Source organism: Legionella stuttgartensis (assembly GCF_977063405.2).
In genome coordinates this window covers 1-17326 of record NZ_CDRUHA020000110.1, presented here as the reverse complement: position 1 = coordinate 17326, position 17326 = coordinate 1, and the positions used below count along the sequence as shown (strand labels likewise).

Here is a 17326-nt window from a genome sequence, read left to right as displayed (position 1 = left end):
GGATGTTTGATGCTCGATATGTGATGCAATTTTATTGGGAAAAAACAGAAATAGTAGAATTATGTTTAGTGTGAATAAAGAGCGATCTTAAAAAGAAAAAATATTAAATAAATAATGGATTTCATTTAATGATTATTTTATCTTACTTAAACTTGAGTAATCAATATGGTATGCTTTAGCTTAATTTAAACTTGAAGGGAGTTAAGTCATGAGTATCATAACGCTTCTAGAGCAATTAGCTACTACAGCCCATCATAAAATCAATCTTGACACATTATTAAAGGATAAACCTTCAACAATTAAAAACGCTTTTATTTATAACGATGCTGTATCTTTAAAAAATAATTTAAATGAGAGTGTAGCTTTCGCTGATCGAACTACAATTTTCGAAATATAGATTTAATGTATGATATGTCAGATAAAGCTTCATTAATTGTTGTTGGTTGTGGTATTAAATTTTTTGCCCATATGACGAAAGAGGTAATTGCGTATATTAAACAATCTGATGTTGTACTTTATCTAGTAAATGATCCTATCCTAAAATTGTGGATCCAACAGCAAAATCAATATACAGAGTCCTTAGATCAAGTATATTTTTCATGCCCAAATCGCGCTGATTCCTATTCCCTGATAACAGATTATGTTTTAGAAAATTTATATCAAAATAAACATGTATGCTTTGTTCTTTATGGACATCCTAGTGTATATGCTAAACCCGGTTTAGATGCTGTAAAGAAAGCAAAGGAAAAAGGATATTATGCAAAAATTCTACCTGCAATTTCAGCGGAAGCCTGTCTTTTTGCTGATTTGTTAGTTGATCCTGGTTCATCAGGGTGTCAATCATTTGAAGCTAGCGATTTTCTGATTCATCAGCGCCAATTTGATATAAGCTCTCATTTAATTCTTTGGCAAATTAATGCTGTGGGAATTCTAAATCATGAAACAACAAACAATAAGAAAGTGGGAATTTTATTGCTACTCGATTATTTAACAAAATATTATGAAGTTACAGATAGGATCATTATTTACGAGGCGGCGCAATATCCTGGATTTGAACCCGTGATCACACAAACTCAATTAAAATATTTGTCTGATATTCAATTGTCAAATCTTTCAACTTTATATATACCGCCTGCTAAAATTACTGCTTGTGATCAAACCATTTTAAAGGCCCTTGAACTAGTATAAAAATGTACAACTATTTTATAACTTTTATCAAAGAATACTCGGAAAATTATTTGGGACTACCTAAATTTTGTTGGCAGAAAATAAGCTTAATTTGTATCAATGCATCAACCATAGGCATTTGTTTTTTTCTATCGTTGTATTTTGTGAATGACCAAAAACTAAACATTTCAAATGTTGGACTACTTCTTTCTTGTTATGGTTTAGGTACCATGATCGGTGGTATTGTGGGAGGTAAACTCTCCGACAAAACTACCCCATATGTTGTTTCAATCATCAGTCTTTGCATTCAATCTGCTAGTTTTTTTCTTTTAATGTATTTGCATTCCACCCCTAGCTTAATGCTTGATCTGTTGCTACTTGGGATATCTGCATATAGTTTTAAAATATCAAATAACATGGGTTTGCTAAATTTATGCGCCAATGATTTGGATTTACGATATAGAACCATCAGTATTTCTCATGTGGCAGCAAATTTAGGGTTGGGGTTATCAGGTATTTTTATTGCTGGTGTCGGAGCATATGGTTTTACTATTCTTTTGGGCTTATCAAGTTTAATATTATTTGTTTCAGCAATTTATCTAATATTACAAGGCAATATAACCAATCTCATTTCAGAACAAAGAACTGTAGAGCTCCATCCAAATAAAACAAATACAGCCACTAAAATTAATATATTAATTCTCTCCTGCGTTTTTCTTATAGGGCTTATTATTGCACAATTGAGCTCCACTTATCCATTATATGTTCAAGAGTCATTTCCCGAATTAAATGTGATGGCGGTTAGTATCTTATTTCTTTTAGATACTGCTTTAATTGTGATGTTCCAAGCGCCACTGACCGTATTAGTAAGTAAACAAAATAAACTACTAATTACTGGGCTAGGTGCTTTACTCATGGGCTTAGGAATGTTGATCTTACGTTTTTCCTTCATATTTTCAGTGGCTATTCTATCTTGTATTGTTTGGACAACAGGTGAAATGCTATTTATATCTACCGCTCAACTGATATGTTATGAAAACAGCGATAATAAGAGAAAAGGACAAGGTTTAGGTCTTTTTCAATCTACTTTTGCTATTAGTAATGTAGTTGGTCCTTGGCTAGGAAGCTTTATTTATCAATATTTTGGTGGAAATATATTATGGTATTGTAGCACAATCATTGGAGTATTTTGCTTTCTGCTGTGCTGGTATTTTAGCCGTTTTAATGCTGACACAACCTCGTAAGAATGAAGCGTCTGCAGCAAAGATAGCTCCTTGTTGTTCTTTTGTGAAGTCTGAATTATTAAATCGACTATCAATATTTAATATTTCAAGTGAACTTTGCATGACATTGTGTATGTCTTGAGTATTATGAAAGTAGTTAAACTCAACAAACTTTGCTATTTTTCCAATAATTGTATCAGAGGATAAGGCATTATCTTTTGACAATTCGTGGATAAAAATCCTCATTATATGCTCTAATTCACGCATCTCATAAATTGTGCTTGTAACCTGTCTTGATCTAGGTGAAAACACATGGGTAGCTGGATGCTGTAACGAGTAATATATGGGAAAAGAATCTTCCTCAAAATTAAAGTGTTTTGGTTGCATGATTGTTGGAATATATTTTCTCAAGCCATATGACTCTATAAAAACCTGCTGCAAGACATCTACAGGTAAAGCTCTATTATCTATTGATGGTACATATCCAGGTGCAGCGCCCAGAGCTGTCGCAAATAAATGTTTAGCTGTATCAGTTAAATACGGGTTAGGTTTCAAATTTCGATTTTTTTGTATGATTGAAAATGTAATATCATAAAAGACTCGATTTCTTTCATATTCATATCGATACCATGCTAACTCATGTAAATACTGCTTTAAAATTTTCCATTTAATGTCGTTATGTAAACTAATTAACCATTTTTCCGAAAAATACATTACACAACAACGCCAGTCTGAGTTGATTACTTTGCTATTAGCTATTTCCCGAAAAACTTGCCAATGCTCATACAGCGATTTTGGTACCCGACTTTTAACATTAAAATCACGTTGTAAATTTGAATGGTTTATTGTCGCACCAATGTTGGGAAGCATAAATGTAGATCTCACACCCGCAGTAGATGACAATAGGCCGTTAGGAGCATAAACTCTATCATTAACCTTACTTAACACAGTAGAAAGAGGAAATATATCTCCGGGTTTATAGATAAGCCAGGGGATGGTAATGTTGTCATTTTTCAGATCAATATAACATTCAATTTCTTTATCAAGAACTATTCCCAGGGGTGTGTTATTTGCACTATATCCAAGGTGGTGAATTATATCTTTTGGCACATTAGGATCAGTTATCCGATAATATCCACCATTGGTATTAGGGAAAAGCGAGCTTTGTGTATCTGCATCAGTTGCACCATATGGATAATATGCTAAATAAAGAGGATATGATTGATCTGGGCTTAACTCATCTATAATAGCTGCAAAGACTGGTTCTATTTCTGTAACTCGCAGACGAACATCAGTCCAACATACTTTTACTAATCCCTTTCGTTCATCAATGGCCGTAAACATTAATACAATTCCCTTCGTACATGACCTTAAAAAAATGTTGCATTCTAATTTTCTAAAAATAGAACTGTCAAGATAAGTTTAACTAAAATGTCTATAAAAACATCAGTAAGACTATTATTTTCCATTAAAAATTTACATGCAAAAAAAAGAATTTTTTCATAATTCAATTACGACTAAATTTCTCGGCGATAAGGAATTAATAATAAAAAGGAGCAATCATGTTAGTTACAATGTTAAAAGCAAAAATTCATCGAGCGACAATAACTCAGGCAAATCTGAATTACATAGGCAGTATTACGATTGATGAAAATCTACTATTAGAAACAGATATCCAAGAAAATGAAAAAGTTCAAATTGTGAATATCAATAATGGTTCTCGATTTGAAACTTATGTAATAAAAGGGCGTAAAGGAAGTGGTGAAATTTGTGTGAATGGAGCTGCTGCAAGGCTTGTTCACGAAGGTGATAAGATTATAATCATTTGTTACTGCAACCTTAATGAACATCAGGTATCAAATCATATCCCCAAAGTTATTTTTATGAATGAAGATAACACCATCCATAGTCATTCAGACCAGGAATTACCTAATACATTGTTTATAAATTAATGTGATCAAAAAATTCAAATAACAAAAATATTAAAACTAAATTGTTATCTTCAAGATAACTATTTGCATCAATTGGAGAATTATTATGGACAATACTGTAAATCCAAAAATTAGTCTTATCTTTGGTGGTGTTTCAGTAGAACGAGATCTTTCTTTGAGAACTTTTCACAGCATTTATTCTGAATTGCAGTGTGAAGCAAAAAATAAAGACTTCTATCAATATGTCTACTATATAACTGAAAAAGGATTTGTGATTAGAAAACCATTTAATTTTGACAAAGATCCTGACTACTACATGACGAGCAAAAGAGCCCCGTTATCAATTATCGAAGCCCTCCAACAAATTAAAAAAAATAACGAATACATATTTTCTTTATTATATGGACAATTTGGTGAGGACGGACATGTTCAGGGTTTAGGAAAGATATTAGATATAAAAAATTCTTTTGGCTCAGTGCTTTCCTCTAGCCTAACTAAAAGTAAATTTCACTGCTCAAAATACATTGAATCAATGTATCCACAATTAGAGCCAATACCGATGGTGTCTATTAGAGATACAGATATGTCGAGTATAAAGGAAAAATTATTGCCTTTTTATAACCAAGAAATAGTGATTAAGCCTAATTCACTTGGCACAAGTATGTTCACTGAGCGTATGGTGCTTAATGAGAAATCAATTAATGATGCTTCAAGCTTAATCATTGACATTTTAAAAGTCGATAATATTGCTTTGGTGCAAAAGTATATTCCAGGTGAAGAATATTCTTGTGGCTGTATCGAAATTCTGAGTAACATCGAAGTGCTGCCTCTAATATTGGTGCGAACCCGAAATAGATTTTTTGGACGTCGAGAAAAATTATGTAAGTTTGGAGTGAGTGAACGAATTATTCCCCAATCTTATAATAAATTTACAACTCAAATAGCCGATATTTCAAAACGAATTTTTTCTGATTTGATGTTTGAAAATATGTTTCGCCTTGATTTTATTGTTTCAGAAGGGAAGATTTATTTCCTTGAAGTAAATTCATTACCCGGATTAAGCTACGCCAGCTTTTTCCCAAAAATGCTCAAAGAAATTAATATCTCTATGTCTGATTTTATTCAGATGACCTATAAAAATAGCTTAAACAGGAAGAATAAAACAATTCAGTTTAGTGAGGAAATGGATTTGCGAGGTGCAGCATGAAGTGCATTGGTTTACTGGGCGGCGTAAGTTGGGCTTCTACAATGGAGTACTATAAGCGACTTAATGTAACTATCAATAAAGAAAAAGGGAAAAATCATTCAGCCAAGATAGTATTATATAGTTTTGATTTTGAAGAGATTCTTGAGCATCAAAAAAAACAAAATGAAGTAATGGAGTTAAGATTGCTTCAAGAAAAAGTGATTTTGCTTGATAAAGCAGGTTCAGATGTAATCGCAATCTGTTCCAATACTACGAATAAGCTGGCGAATCAACTGGATGCAACGATTCATAAAAAGTTAATTAACATTATTGATGCAACCGGTGATTATTTACATTATTTGGGTGCAAAGAAAGTGGGTTTAATTGGCACTCGTTATACAATGGAGCAAGATTTTTATAAAAATAAATTGCTTAAAAAAGGACTGCAAGTTGTAATTCCCGATGCTTATGATCGGGAGTTACTTCATCAGATCATTTATCATGAACTATGTCATGGTATTGTCACGGATATATCGAAAAAGACTGTTCTAAATATTATTAATAAATTAGCTTCGAGTTACCATTTAGATGGGGTGATTCTTGGTTGTACAGAACTTCCTCTATTGATCTCTAAAACAGATGTTAATTTTCCACTGTTTGATACGATTGAAATACATGTAAATGCAATTTTAACAAAAATTGAATGGCTTAATTAGGGGAATAATGATGAGATTTTCTAGCCCTAATTTAAAGCTGATTTGGTGTTTACTCTCAGGCATTGTTTGCGTGAATATAGCAAAATTTATGTGTCTTCCTTTTTTAATCTTATTTCTTAATTATAACACTCATGTTTCGTTATGGATAAGTGGTCTGGTTTGTGGAATTGCTCCCTTTTGTTCAATATTTGGTGGTTTTATTGGTGGGCAATTATCAGATAGATATGGACGAATTCCTTTATTATATATTTCGATTTTCACATCGGCGTGTATCTTCATATTAATAGGTTTGAGCTGTCAAATTAATTCTCGCTATCTTCAATTAATAATGATCAGCATTCTAAATGGGATGTTTGGTTTATTTTCTTCTTTTTTTCAACCTGCAGCGCTTGCATTACTCAGCGAATTAGTTGACAAAGAACATCGAGAATTATTTTTTCATTTACGTTATTCAGCAATGAATATTGGCGCTGTATTAGGTCCTCTATTAGCAGTATATTTAGGTGTAACTTTATCTTCCATTGCATTTTACATCGCGGGTTTAATTTATGTTGGTTTTGGCTGTTTTTTATATATCATTCTGCTAAAAGAACAAAAACAATTTGCTAGAAAAAAAGAGAGTAATGTCTCGTTATCGGCTACTTTGCGCGTTATTTCTTTAGATCGTAGGTTATTAAATTTTATTCTTTTTAACATTGTATTTGCCTTATGCTATTCGCAAATTGATTCAACATTAGCCCAATACATATCTCAGCAATTCAACGATGGTCCACGGATTTATTCCTTAACGATTGCATTAAATGCATTGTTTGTCCTGATTGGGCAAGTGCCTATTTTTCTTTTATGTAAAGGAATACCAAAGCATCAAGCTATTTTTTATGGATGCTTTCTATTTTTTCTTGGTTGTGTGGGTTTTTCTTGCTGTGGCAATAAAGCAAGCTACTTCTATTACTCTATTTTAATTATCACTGTAGGTGAGCTGTTCATATTTCCTTTTGCATTCTTGTTTGTTGATGATATGGCTCCATTGCATTTGAAAGGTTCTTATTTTGGAGCATTAGCCTTTAGAGAATTAGGTTTGTCTTTTGGCCCTATTTTAGGCGGAGCGATTCTTGAATTTTTTGGGGGGCAGATTCTTTTTATCATCATTGGACTTCTGTCATTGATTTCATATTTTTTTGTTTATTTAGGTGAATGCAGAAAACCCAGACCTTATGAGCAATCATTAGGGAAGAACATTTTATAGACTTTTTTCGAAACTCTACTGTAGCGCAGGTTTCTTGTCGATACGGTGCTCGAATCCTCAAGTACTTTGTTGTATACACTCGGGTTCTGCATTTCCTCCTATTTTGTTTACTACAGCGAGTTTCAAAAGAAGTCTAATAACACGGAGTAAATATGAGAAGATCGATTTTATTTGTGAATGTTTCTGATGAACATAATCTAGTAAAAATAGAAGCCGCGAAGAAACTAGGGGTTAAGGTTTTTTTGGTAGCTCCTAATTTACCTGATTGGGCAAAAGATATAATTGATAAATTTATCCAGGCTGATACTACCAATTTTGGTGAGACTATTTCTGTTTTAAAGGAAGAGTATAAAGAGACACCTTTTGATGGTGTAATTACCATACTAGATAAAAGTGTTGAATTGGTTGCTGCAATCGCTGAAGAATTTAAATTGCCAGGTAGCTCACTTACAGCGGCAACTACAGTGAAACATAAATACAAAATGCGAGAAGCTTTGAGGAGAAGCGGGGTTCCCCATCCAAAATTTCAATTTGTAAAAACATTCCAAGATTTGCAAAATGCTGCAAATAATATCGGGTTCCCATTAATATTCAAACCAGTAGCTGCATCAACAAGTGTCGCTGTTTTTAAATTAAATACTCAAGCGGAACTTGAAGATGCATTTACACTGATGAGTACCTGTGAACGTGTATCTTATTGGTTGTATACTGATGAGTATATTGCTGAGGAATTTATGAAGGGACAAGAGGTAAGTGTTGAAGGAATCATTAATCAATCCAAAATACATTTTGCAGGGATAACCAAAAAATTCGTAGAAAAACCTGGTTTTACAGAATGGATGCATTGTTTTCCTTACGAGACAGATATGTGTTCTGCAATTTATAACGTCGTTGAACAGGCTATTGATGCTGTGGGAATCAACAACTGTGCTTTTCATGTGGAGGTTATATTAACCAAAGAAGGCCCCAAAATTGTTGAAGTTAACTCACGAATGGCAGGGGGCTTTGTTTCAAGTCATCTTGTTCCATTAGCATCAGGAATTGATTTGGCTAAAGCGAGCATTCAAACCGCACTTGGCGAAGCTATTGAGTTAAAAGCAACTAAAAATAAATTCGCATGTGAACGAAATTTATTTGCGACCAAGAATGGTATCGTTATGGATTGGAAACATACTGAGGAAATGAGCAATCAACCTGGAGTAAGAGATTTTAAACTTCTGCGACAGGTCAATGAGTTTGTTAAGGTTCCGCCACAAGGATATGACAATTTGTTGTGTGCTGTTATAACCGAAGGAGATACTTTTCAAATGGCAATAGATTTAGCAGATGTAGCTTTGAAGAGAATTCATTGCGATTATCAGTAAATTCTTTGGTTTAAAGTAATGTCTTTTTTCTCTATATTTTATTAATGAATTGTCGGGATTAAGCTACTCTCTCTGGCAAGAACTTAAAATTGTTGGGGAAAAATGTCTCAGTCTTGCTACTTGCTATTTTATGTATAGTATCAGGCGATGATTAGTTTCTCATGTGACCTCTACGGGTTCTGCTCAAGTTAACTGCTTATATTAAAAATAGGTAGAAAAATGAATAAATAAAATTGAAACAACTAATGGGGTTAGGCCTTGAGTTTTGAATTGAAGCCACACACTCAGAAATCATTGAATTCAAAATTCAAGGCCTGACCCCATTGGTCAGGGAGAGATTGTTGTATTCATAAACTTGTTTAATTTGAACAATTAAGGAGATCGGGCATAACCATTAGTGTCAACAGTCAATATTGTGCGGAAATAGGCTTTTACACAGGAATATTCGATATGTCAGAAATTGTAGTTAAAATTTTAGAAATTTTATTTAATCTTAATCAGATGAGGCCTGTGTCACAATATGCTCCCCGTTTTACACCTGAAAGCAATGATCAGGCGAAAGAGTATATATACAACTTACAACAATATTTGTTAGATAACCCTAATCTTTCCTTGACGGAAATAAAATCAGCATTTCCATATGCCGTTAGTGCAAAAGATATGCCCTCATGGTTGCATCTTTCATTTCGTCAAATGGAAGCAATGGGTGAGCAAGGAATAAATAACTTTTAAAAGAAATAACGCCGAATATGAAAATGGATTTCCAAAGTTCTTTTGTAAATAGGTGCTAAGGTAACAGGAATTTGTATTATTGAAATGAGGCCATAAATAAGGTTTAAGATCAGCTTAGTTAACGAAAACCTGCAACAAGTGGGGTCATGCCTTGAATTTTTGAATTGGCCATTATTTCCGTGTAAGTAAAATAGTTAAAAAATCATGTAGCTTTTTAAATTCAAAATTCAAGGCTTGACCCCATTGGTCTTATTCGAAAGCGCGGGATTAGAGTAGGGCAATTGGTTGCCCGACAATTCAGAATTTCTTTCCTGTATTTAGTGATGTCTGTAAATCTTCATCATCTTTTGCATCAAGGTTGGATAATTGAGCTAATTCATTTTTTAAATTGATGAGTTTTATGACGCTCGATTTGGTTTCATACAATGGTTGTGCTGATGTACTAAAGAATCCAGGGTGTGCGGTAAACGACAATACATAACAAACAATATTAAGGGCTGATTTTAAAAAATCCACTCCGAACTCATATAATGATCGATTATCCTTGATAAGTTCAATTGCGTCATCAACATCTCTGAAAAAATCGCATAAGATGCGCTCGATTTCTTTTTTACTTAACGTTTCCTTGATGCCGAGTTCTCGATAAAAGTGATCATCGATGAAGTGGTTTAACTCTTCCAGTATTTTTCTGAGCTTACAATATAATACTGCTTTTGTTACGAGCGCATGAGATAACCGCTCGGACTCCTTTGTGAACGTTCCCCAGAAAAAGACATCCTCTAATGCGAGGCGATCTTTACGGGATAGCTTTTTTTTCTCGAGCTCGAGTTCCTCTTGAATCTCTTGTAGTATTTGTTTCTGATGATGAGCTTCTTTTGTAAAGCTATTTTCAATTTTTGCTCTTTTTTTTAAAATTTCTAATTTCAATGCAGTCATTGTTATTTTTTCCATAACGTAATATTTAGAAGTTCCCATTATGGACAGTCATCGCTCAAGGGAGATATGAATGCTCCGCGAGATGCAACGTTGGACAGTACAAAATGATCGCTCCGTATCCTACCGATGAGACAATAAAAAATGAAATTGAAAATTTGTATCTTGGTTATACAATTTTTTTATATGGTAGGAAAATGGAGCAAAGCGGATTATGGGATTATTCCCCAAAGTCCAAAATTAAGATTAGGGTAATTGAATCAAAGGGACCCAGAATTTAATTGATTATCGAATTAAATAAAGTATTACTTTTTAAATTTGTATTGAATAAAATCCTCATTATTAGAAGTTTGTCAAATGAGTGAAAATTGATTTTAATAGAAGAGATGTTCTTAGTGGCTATATTCTCTATTTGAGAACTAACCACCAGTTTTAGCGGGAACTGTGGATATTTTGTTAATGATGCCCTGATAAATTTAAAGAAATAGGATTGCGATGGACAATTTTGTAGAAACACCAAGTAACAACACGGATTCAGTGAAATTATCCGAAGAAGACATTCATACACAAGCCAATCAATGTATTTTGGAAGCACAGTATCTTGTATTTCAAAAACTGCCGAAAATCATTGAGCAAATTATAGAACATGAAGTTTGGAAAGAGAAAAACTATAAAAACTTCGGAGAGTATGCACTGACCCAATCATCTTCTGGTTTAAGTATTACCAATAATCACAGGTTATGGCTCTTAAAGTGTGCTATGGATATTCATGGCCAGCATGCCGTTGAATGGGGTGATGTTCTGAATGAAGTTGATGGCTCCGTCAGGACTTATGCTAGGAAAAATAAAATTCCAATTAAAGAGTTAGATAAAAATTTATTTGCATTAGATAGTAAACACACAAATCCCGATATTGAGGAAACAATCACCTATTTGCCGTCACGGTCTAAATCAAATGATGGCCAGCTTCTTAAGCTGAGGAATAACGATCAAGAGACATACAATAAAGTCGTGCAAGGCGAAGTAGCGTTAAAAGATGTATTGCCCGCACCAACCCCTAGGAAGCAGCTACCACCTATTGAATCAGTCAAGAATAAATTTAGAAGCCTGTCTGATGTGGATCGTGAGGCATTTTTAGCCTGGATTGAGGAGCAAAAAGAGGGGATTGAGAATACCTGATTGTTGGGTCGAAAAGACCCAACCTTAATGTCATCAATTATATGGATTCAGTATTGAGCTCTGTAGATCTAAATAATTGCCAGTCCTTACCTATGGATTAAATTGATTGATACCAATAAATATATGGATGATATTTTAAGACAGATAAGCTAGAACTAGAGAGGGCTGGTTTAGGGTATCGGAGCCGGCAGAGAGGAACGCAAGAGACAATGTGTAGCTCGGCCAAATTAACTTAATTTTGGATGCGGTGAACCCGAGGGATCCAGTTCTATTTCTGATTCTTTGTCTTTGGGAGCTTTAATTGTCGGCTGGGATTGAAAAAAATTATATAATCCATAGCCCAAACCCGTGAGAGTAGAAAAACCAAGCGTTAGAAAGGCCTCTTCCATCAAGCTAGCCCCCTGATCATATTGATTGGTTTGAATTGCAATTCCAAACAAAGTAGCTACTGTCGCAGTAGTACCTACCATGGATACTCCTACTCGCATTAAGAAACTGTAGTTTGGTGCGGTTTGATTGGACAATACAACATTACTTTGCTTTTCCGTTTGTTCTGAAAGGAGTTTAAGCAAAACATCCAAAGGTTCTTCATCCAGAAGACCTTTCGGACAAATTACTCTAACTAATATAGAGGTTACAGGCAGGGTGTCGCCGTGAAGGAGAGCTTTGCGGTCAGCTTTATATTGAGTATAACTTCTTTGATATTCTTCCAAATCAGCCTGAGTCTCTTTGGTTTTGAAAAGAGAATAATGACCTTGTTGAGCATCAAAAGCTATTTTAAATTCAGGACGTTTTTCATCCGTACCGATATACTCGGCAAGTATGGAGCTACCATTGGTGTAATATATGGTTAATGATTGATCGATGATTTTCATCATCGGCATGATCTCTAAAGGGGAAAGTTTAATGTAAAGTTGAGCTATACGTTGACAATATAATTCGTATCCCTCATCAATCCAATAATTCCTAATTGCCTCTTCAGCTGATTGTGAGTCAGAAAAATACTTTTCAAAAGGTGATTTTTTGTCTTCATCTTGAGCACGGTTAACAAAATGCTCTAAAAAAGCGGCATTAGACTCATATAACAGTCCAAACTCTCCTGAATATAAATCTTCTTTAGGCATATATTCTCTATATTCCTTATAGCTTTTAAACGCATTTAATACACCCCTGTCTCCCTTTAGCATCTTTATTTTATGTTCTGAATTAGCGACTAATTGTGTGGCAAACCATTCTCTTAATAAAACGCCTAGCACCAAGGTTTTTTCAAAAATGTAAGTAGGGGACTCGTCTTCTACCTGGGGTGCTAATGAGGAAAATAGGTTTAACGCACTAGGATCTGAAAAGAAATGGTGTAGTTTTTCAGCTGGGCTCTTATGAGACAAAAGAGATTTAAAGTGAAATAAATCTTTTGGCAAAGGTAACTTATTCGATAATAAGTAGAGGGCATAATCATGAAAGAAACAATTATCGAAGGCAGAAGATACATCCACTGTCAGTTTCATTTCAGAGAGAGTCTCAAGTTTCTCATTCATTACTTATAAGGCCTAAAAAAGCACAATTAAAGTAATTTTTGATTATACTTGAAAATTATTAAACAAATATTAACTCCATCACATGATTTTAAAAGTGGCTACGTTGTTTTTCATACTGTAAATAAAACCTTGGTTACGCCTTAAGAACGCACCGAGGTTATATGTCAAGATAAATTGGCAAACTGAATTTATTCTTGCTCAAATGATTTTAGTGAAATCACCTATGATTATAAATTTACCTGCCGGCTCTTTTTTACTAAAAGTAGCCATAATGAAATTTAAACAAATCGATGCGGTTCTGAAACTTACGGGGTCAGGTCTTGAGTTGTGAATTTACGAAACTATAGCATAATTCACAGTTCGGGGCCTGACCGCCATTGGTTTGTTTGATGTTTTTTTATTGAGTTGCTGTTGGGGAAAATGATTCCCCCAAACTGCTCAGGAACTTAGCGCATTCATTATGCATTCGAATCTAAAAATTCTTCCAGAGCTGATTGCGTTCTGTTTCCCATAATATTGTTTTTCATATTATTTTTAAAAGTGACAGGAACACCCTTAATAGCAGTACCACAAACATTTACAAACTTATCATTTACCATTTGATAGAAAATCCAATCTTTGTATTTTTCTTTATCAGAGACTAGTTCATAAACTGGCAAGAAAGCCTTGCAGTGTGAGCACCATGAGGCATGAACTAATAAGACTGTTTTAGGCATTGCTAAAGCGGCGCAATCTCTGTTAGTAAATTTTTTTAGAGTCGCAAAAGATAGGCTAGGAGTCAGCGTGATTAGCGCTATAGCTAAATATTTTCTTGCATTTTGCATTTATTTTATACTCTGGATTTGATTTCGAGACGAGATAATAAGGTATATGACAATTCAAATCAATTAGAAGGAAATAGCTCAATGAGAGAGCTAGTAGTTCGTAATAAAAGTGCCCCCTTTGCATATAATTAATTGATATAGAATTGATTTTTTACTATTGATTCATCGTGGCTTCACCACAATTAGAGAAGAGTATTTTCAAATCTTCATGAATTGGGATTTCCTCGGACAAGCCGCTGTTTTTCGGATAAGTGAAGTGATAAAAATCGTAAATGTGACGACAAAACCTAAGAAGAATATATCTTTTGATATGGTTTATAGTACAAAATTCATATTAAAATACAAATCTAATACAGTGGCAATTTATGTATCTATGAGAATTATTTATCCAAAGCCTTTAAAAAAAGGAGATACCATTGGAGTCGTTTCTCCTTCGAGTCCGTTGAGAGCAAAATCAATTGATGAAGGGATTAATTATCTCCAAGATCTGGGATTTAAGATAGCATTTGGATCTCATTTTAAAGAAGAGGATAGATTTTTAGCTGGAAGCGATGAACATCGCGCAAAAGATATAATGGATTTTTTTAAAGACCCTGAAGTCAAAGCTATTATTGTGAGTAGAGGAGGGCAGGGCTCACAACGAATTTTACCCTTGCTTGATTATCCTATTATATCGAATAACCCGAAAATTCTTGTTGGGTTCAGCGATACCACAGCTTTACAATTAGGAATTCTTAAAAGAACAGGCTTAATTTCCTACAGCGGATATACACTAACTCTCCCGTTTAATCCGTTATTAGAAAAGACATTTTTATCGTGCATATTTAATGAAGATTATACCGTTCAAGGTGGAGAGATGATTCATTCAGGTAAAATTAAAGGTGAGTTGGTTGGTGGGAATTTATCACTGATTACCTCCCTAATAGGGACACCTTATCAGCCTGATTTTAAAAATAAAATTTTATTATTAGAAGACGTAGCAACAGAACCTTATAATATAGATAGAATGATTTCTCATTTACATTTGGCAGGAATATTAGCCCAGGTTTCAGGGATTGTATTTGGTCAATTTGAGAATTGTATTTCGAAAGACGAGACAGAGGGAACTATTGATGACGTTATTAATGAATGGGCATCTTGTTTTAAAATTCCTTGTCTTAAAAATTTTCCATATAGTCATGGAGTGAATAACTGTGTTTTACCAATTGGTAGTCTTGTCACGCTAGATGCTTCCTCACGCTCCTTACATATAAATAAAAGATTAACTTAATCCTATATTCAAAGACGCATTTCATCGATAGATTACATGGTTCGTAAAATGATGGGTTTGTGGACGCCCGAAATTAATGCTCAAAAATTTGTAATTCACTGCAAAAACTAGTTCGAAAACTCTATACATTAATCAAAGTTCATTTTAATCTATTCTTTTAGTTTTTCTGAACAAAAGGAATAATAATGAGAGTAGGGTATGCCAGAGTTTCTACACATGAACAAAATTTAGACTTGCAACTTGATGAGTTAAAGAAAGCAGGATGTGAACAAATTTTTACGGATAAAATTAGTGGATCAGTATCCGAACGCCCTGGATTAGAAAAAGTCGAAAATTTTCTTAGAGAAGGAGATGTTTTAGTTGTTTGGCGATTGGATAGGTTAGGGCGATCTCTCAAACACCTTATTTCTTATGTAAGTAAGTTGGAAGAAAAGGGAATTGGTTTTCATAGTGTAACAGAAGCTATTAATACTGAAACTCCTTCTGGAAAATTTATGTTTCATGTATTTGGTGCCCTTTCTGAGTTTGAACGTAATTTAATAAAAGAGCGTACTCTTGCAGGACTTGAAGCTGCAAGAGCTAGGGGACGACAAGGAGGGAGGCCAGAAAAGCTCAATGATGAACAAAAAGAGCTAGTTAAAACGCTTTATGCTAATAAAAAACATTCAATTCAGTCCATTTGTAAGATGGTTGGTGTAGGAAAGACTACACTTTATAAATATCTCAACCAGTAATATAAAGACCTTCCTAAAGGCTTTGGAGAGATAGATGGGTAGAAAACAAGACAATCAAAAAAAGCAAAATCGCAAAATCAAAAAAAATTCTGCAAAAGTTCAATTTAGAAAGAATAAACTAAATTTTATTGAATTGCTTCTAAAAAAAAAATACGAACTTATTAATTATAAAAATGAATTAGTAAAAAGAAAAAAAGAGGCTTTTTATGTCCCATTAAGGTGTGTATCAATTGGAGATTGGAATCCTCAACCAAATTTGTGTCACCAAAACGTATTTACCATAACTAGAAACATTCCAGGATACTATGCTGTTCATGGATGGTTATACTTTGATATGATTGGGAAATTTGTTGCTCATTCCGTAATCAAAGCACCCGACGGAAAATATTATGACATAACACCTCAAATGTCGACGACACAATATCCTTTTATTACCGCCAATCTAAAGAAAAAAGAATTTTATACTATTGTAAAATTAACTAAGGGCAATCTTTTTGAGTAAGGTCAAGATCAAATGGGTTTATTGAATACCAAAAACACATGATTTTGAACGCATGATGTTCGCCTTATCTTAAGGAATGAAATTTTGACATAAGATGAGCGCAGATCCTCCGTTCTATTGATTCAGGTCATATGTAACTACTTATAAATTAATCCTTAATCGCTGGTGTTTAGTGTCCTTAACCTTGCGTCCATCACGTAGAGTATTTTCTTTGCATATTCCTAAGTAATGAATAAAAGGTCATATGCAAAATTAAATAGTCTATAATTTTCAATTCAAACCCTAAAATTATAAATGCAGTTTGATAAGAGACATCAAAAGAATTTATTAATGGACTAATATGAAATTAATTAGAATTGAAATACAGAATTTTCGCACTATAAATAGAATAAAGTTTAATCCTTCTGATTACACTCTACTAGTTGGTGCTAACAATGCAGGAAAAACAACCATTATTGATGCATTAAGAATTTTTTATGAACATGAGGGTTATAAATATGTAGATGAAAGAGATAAACCATACAATGTGAATAACGAAAAGGAAATTGAAAGTTGGATAGAATTAGGCTTTTCTATTACAGAGGAAGAGGAAAAGCTCCTGCCAAAGACTTATAAACACTATAAGAGAGAAATCATATTAAGAAAATGGTTCGCACATGTTGACAGGGGTATAAAACCGCGGAAATATGGCGCAGGCTTAAATTGATCAAAGTACGCGCAAAGTACACACTTTGATCTGACATTTACCTTAAAGCTAAAATGGGGGCTCCTCTCTAAAGATATC

Annotated in this window: 18 protein-coding genes; 14 read left to right on the top strand and 4 right to left on the bottom strand. The window is 33.8% G+C overall.

Features of this window, described 5'->3' with window-relative positions:
• Nucleotides 1-208: 208 nt before the first annotated feature.
• Genes ACWTEW_RS36160 through ACWTEW_RS36150 form a run of 3 tightly spaced genes read left to right on the top strand, consistent with a single transcriptional unit; the run spans nucleotide 209 to nucleotide 2411 of the window.
• Nucleotides 209-397 carry a hypothetical protein gene (locus tag ACWTEW_RS36160; protein ID WP_454782824.1) on the top strand — a complete coding sequence of 63 codons (189 nt, stop codon included), beginning with the start codon at nucleotides 209-211 and terminating at the stop codon, nucleotides 395-397.
• 14 nt (nucleotides 398-411) lie between these two features.
• On the top strand, nucleotides 412-1188 hold the full coding sequence (locus ACWTEW_RS36155; RefSeq protein WP_454782823.1) for an SAM-dependent methyltransferase: 777 nt from the start codon (nucleotides 412-414) through the stop codon (nucleotides 1186-1188).
• A 2-nt stretch (nucleotides 1189-1190) separates the two neighbouring features.
• A complete protein-coding gene (locus ACWTEW_RS36150; protein ID WP_483099570.1) occupies nucleotides 1191-2411 on the top strand; it encodes an MFS transporter in 1221 nt (406 codons plus the stop codon).
• Here the strand turns inward: ACWTEW_RS36150 and ACWTEW_RS36145 are convergent.
• Nucleotides 2325-3734, bottom strand: coding sequence for a hypothetical protein (locus tag ACWTEW_RS36145; protein ID WP_454782821.1), 1410 nt, complete (start codon nucleotides 3732-3734; stop codon nucleotides 2325-2327). The genes ACWTEW_RS36150 and ACWTEW_RS36145 overlap by 87 nt on opposite strands.
• 218 nt (nucleotides 3735-3952) lie before the next feature.
• On the opposite strand from ACWTEW_RS36145, the gene panD reads away from it, so the two are divergent.
• From panD to ACWTEW_RS36115, 6 genes are all read left to right on the top strand, one after another.
• Nucleotides 3953-4342 (top strand): aspartate 1-decarboxylase, encoded by a 390-nt coding sequence (gene panD / locus ACWTEW_RS36140; RefSeq protein ID WP_454782820.1) that lies wholly within the window; start codon nucleotides 3953-3955, stop codon nucleotides 4340-4342.
• A gap of 85 nt (nucleotides 4343-4427) precedes the next feature.
• Nucleotides 4428-5528, top strand: coding sequence for an ATP-grasp domain-containing protein (locus tag ACWTEW_RS36135; RefSeq protein WP_454782819.1), 1101 nt, complete (start codon nucleotides 4428-4430; stop codon nucleotides 5526-5528).
• A complete protein-coding gene (locus tag ACWTEW_RS36130; protein WP_454782818.1) occupies nucleotides 5525-6223 on the top strand; it encodes an aspartate/glutamate racemase family protein in 699 nt (232 codons plus the stop codon). The genes ACWTEW_RS36135 and ACWTEW_RS36130 overlap by 4 nt, the downstream gene beginning before the upstream one ends.
• A 7-nt stretch (nucleotides 6224-6230) precedes the next feature.
• Entirely contained in the window at nucleotides 6231-7469 is a 1239-nt protein-coding gene (locus tag ACWTEW_RS36125; RefSeq protein ID WP_454782817.1) for an MFS transporter, read from the top strand.
• 152 nt (nucleotides 7470-7621) lie between these two features.
• Nucleotides 7622-8833, top strand: a complete 1212-nt coding sequence (locus tag ACWTEW_RS36120; protein WP_454782816.1) for an ATP-grasp domain-containing protein — start codon at nucleotides 7622-7624, stop codon at nucleotides 8831-8833.
• A gap of 450 nt (nucleotides 8834-9283) precedes the next feature.
• Nucleotides 9284-9565, top strand: coding sequence for a hypothetical protein (locus tag ACWTEW_RS36115; protein ID WP_454782815.1), 282 nt, complete (start codon nucleotides 9284-9286; stop codon nucleotides 9563-9565).
• A gap of 297 nt (nucleotides 9566-9862) precedes the next feature.
• On the opposite strand, the gene ACWTEW_RS36110 is transcribed toward ACWTEW_RS36115, so the two are convergent.
• The gene (locus ACWTEW_RS36110) at nucleotides 9863-10501 is read right to left on the bottom strand and encodes a hypothetical protein (protein WP_454782814.1); all 639 of its coding nucleotides are present in this window, start codon (nucleotides 10499-10501) and stop codon (nucleotides 9863-9865) included.
• Nucleotides 10502-10993: 492 nt separating this feature from the next.
• Here ACWTEW_RS36110 and ACWTEW_RS36105 point away from each other — a divergent pair, with 492 nt between their 5' ends.
• Nucleotides 10994-11677: a hypothetical protein gene (locus ACWTEW_RS36105; RefSeq protein WP_454782813.1), complete on the top strand. Its 684-nt coding sequence runs from the start codon at nucleotides 10994-10996 to the stop codon at nucleotides 11675-11677.
• 227 nt (nucleotides 11678-11904) lie between these two features.
• Here ACWTEW_RS36105 and ceg23 read toward each other — a convergent pair whose 3' ends face one another.
• Nucleotides 11905-13212 (bottom strand): Dot/Icm T4SS effector Ceg23, encoded by a 1308-nt coding sequence (ceg23, locus tag ACWTEW_RS36100; RefSeq protein WP_454782812.1) that lies wholly within the window; start codon nucleotides 13210-13212, stop codon nucleotides 11905-11907.
• A 458-nt stretch (nucleotides 13213-13670) separates the two neighbouring features.
• Nucleotides 13671-14036 (bottom strand): thioredoxin domain-containing protein, encoded by a 366-nt coding sequence (locus tag ACWTEW_RS36095; RefSeq protein WP_454782811.1) that lies wholly within the window; start codon nucleotides 14034-14036, stop codon nucleotides 13671-13673.
• 256 nt (nucleotides 14037-14292) lie between these two features.
• Between ACWTEW_RS36095 and ACWTEW_RS36090 the strand changes: the two genes are divergently transcribed.
• From ACWTEW_RS36090 to ACWTEW_RS36075, 4 genes are all read left to right on the top strand, one after another.
• Nucleotides 14293-15306, top strand: a complete 1014-nt coding sequence (locus ACWTEW_RS36090; RefSeq protein ID WP_454782810.1) for a S66 peptidase family protein — start codon at nucleotides 14293-14295, stop codon at nucleotides 15304-15306.
• Nucleotides 15307-15491: 185 nt separating this feature from the next.
• Nucleotides 15492-16040 carry a recombinase family protein gene (locus tag ACWTEW_RS36085; protein WP_454782809.1) on the top strand — a complete coding sequence of 183 codons (549 nt, stop codon included), beginning with the start codon at nucleotides 15492-15494 and terminating at the stop codon, nucleotides 16038-16040.
• A gap of 34 nt (nucleotides 16041-16074) precedes the next feature.
• Nucleotides 16075-16542, top strand: coding sequence for a hypothetical protein (locus ACWTEW_RS36080; RefSeq protein ID WP_454782808.1), 468 nt, complete (start codon nucleotides 16075-16077; stop codon nucleotides 16540-16542).
• Between the two features lie 340 nt (nucleotides 16543-16882).
• On the top strand, nucleotides 16883-17248 hold the full coding sequence (locus tag ACWTEW_RS36075) for an AAA family ATPase (protein ID WP_454782807.1): 366 nt from the start codon (nucleotides 16883-16885) through the stop codon (nucleotides 17246-17248).
• Nucleotides 17249-17326 lie beyond the last annotated feature (78 nt).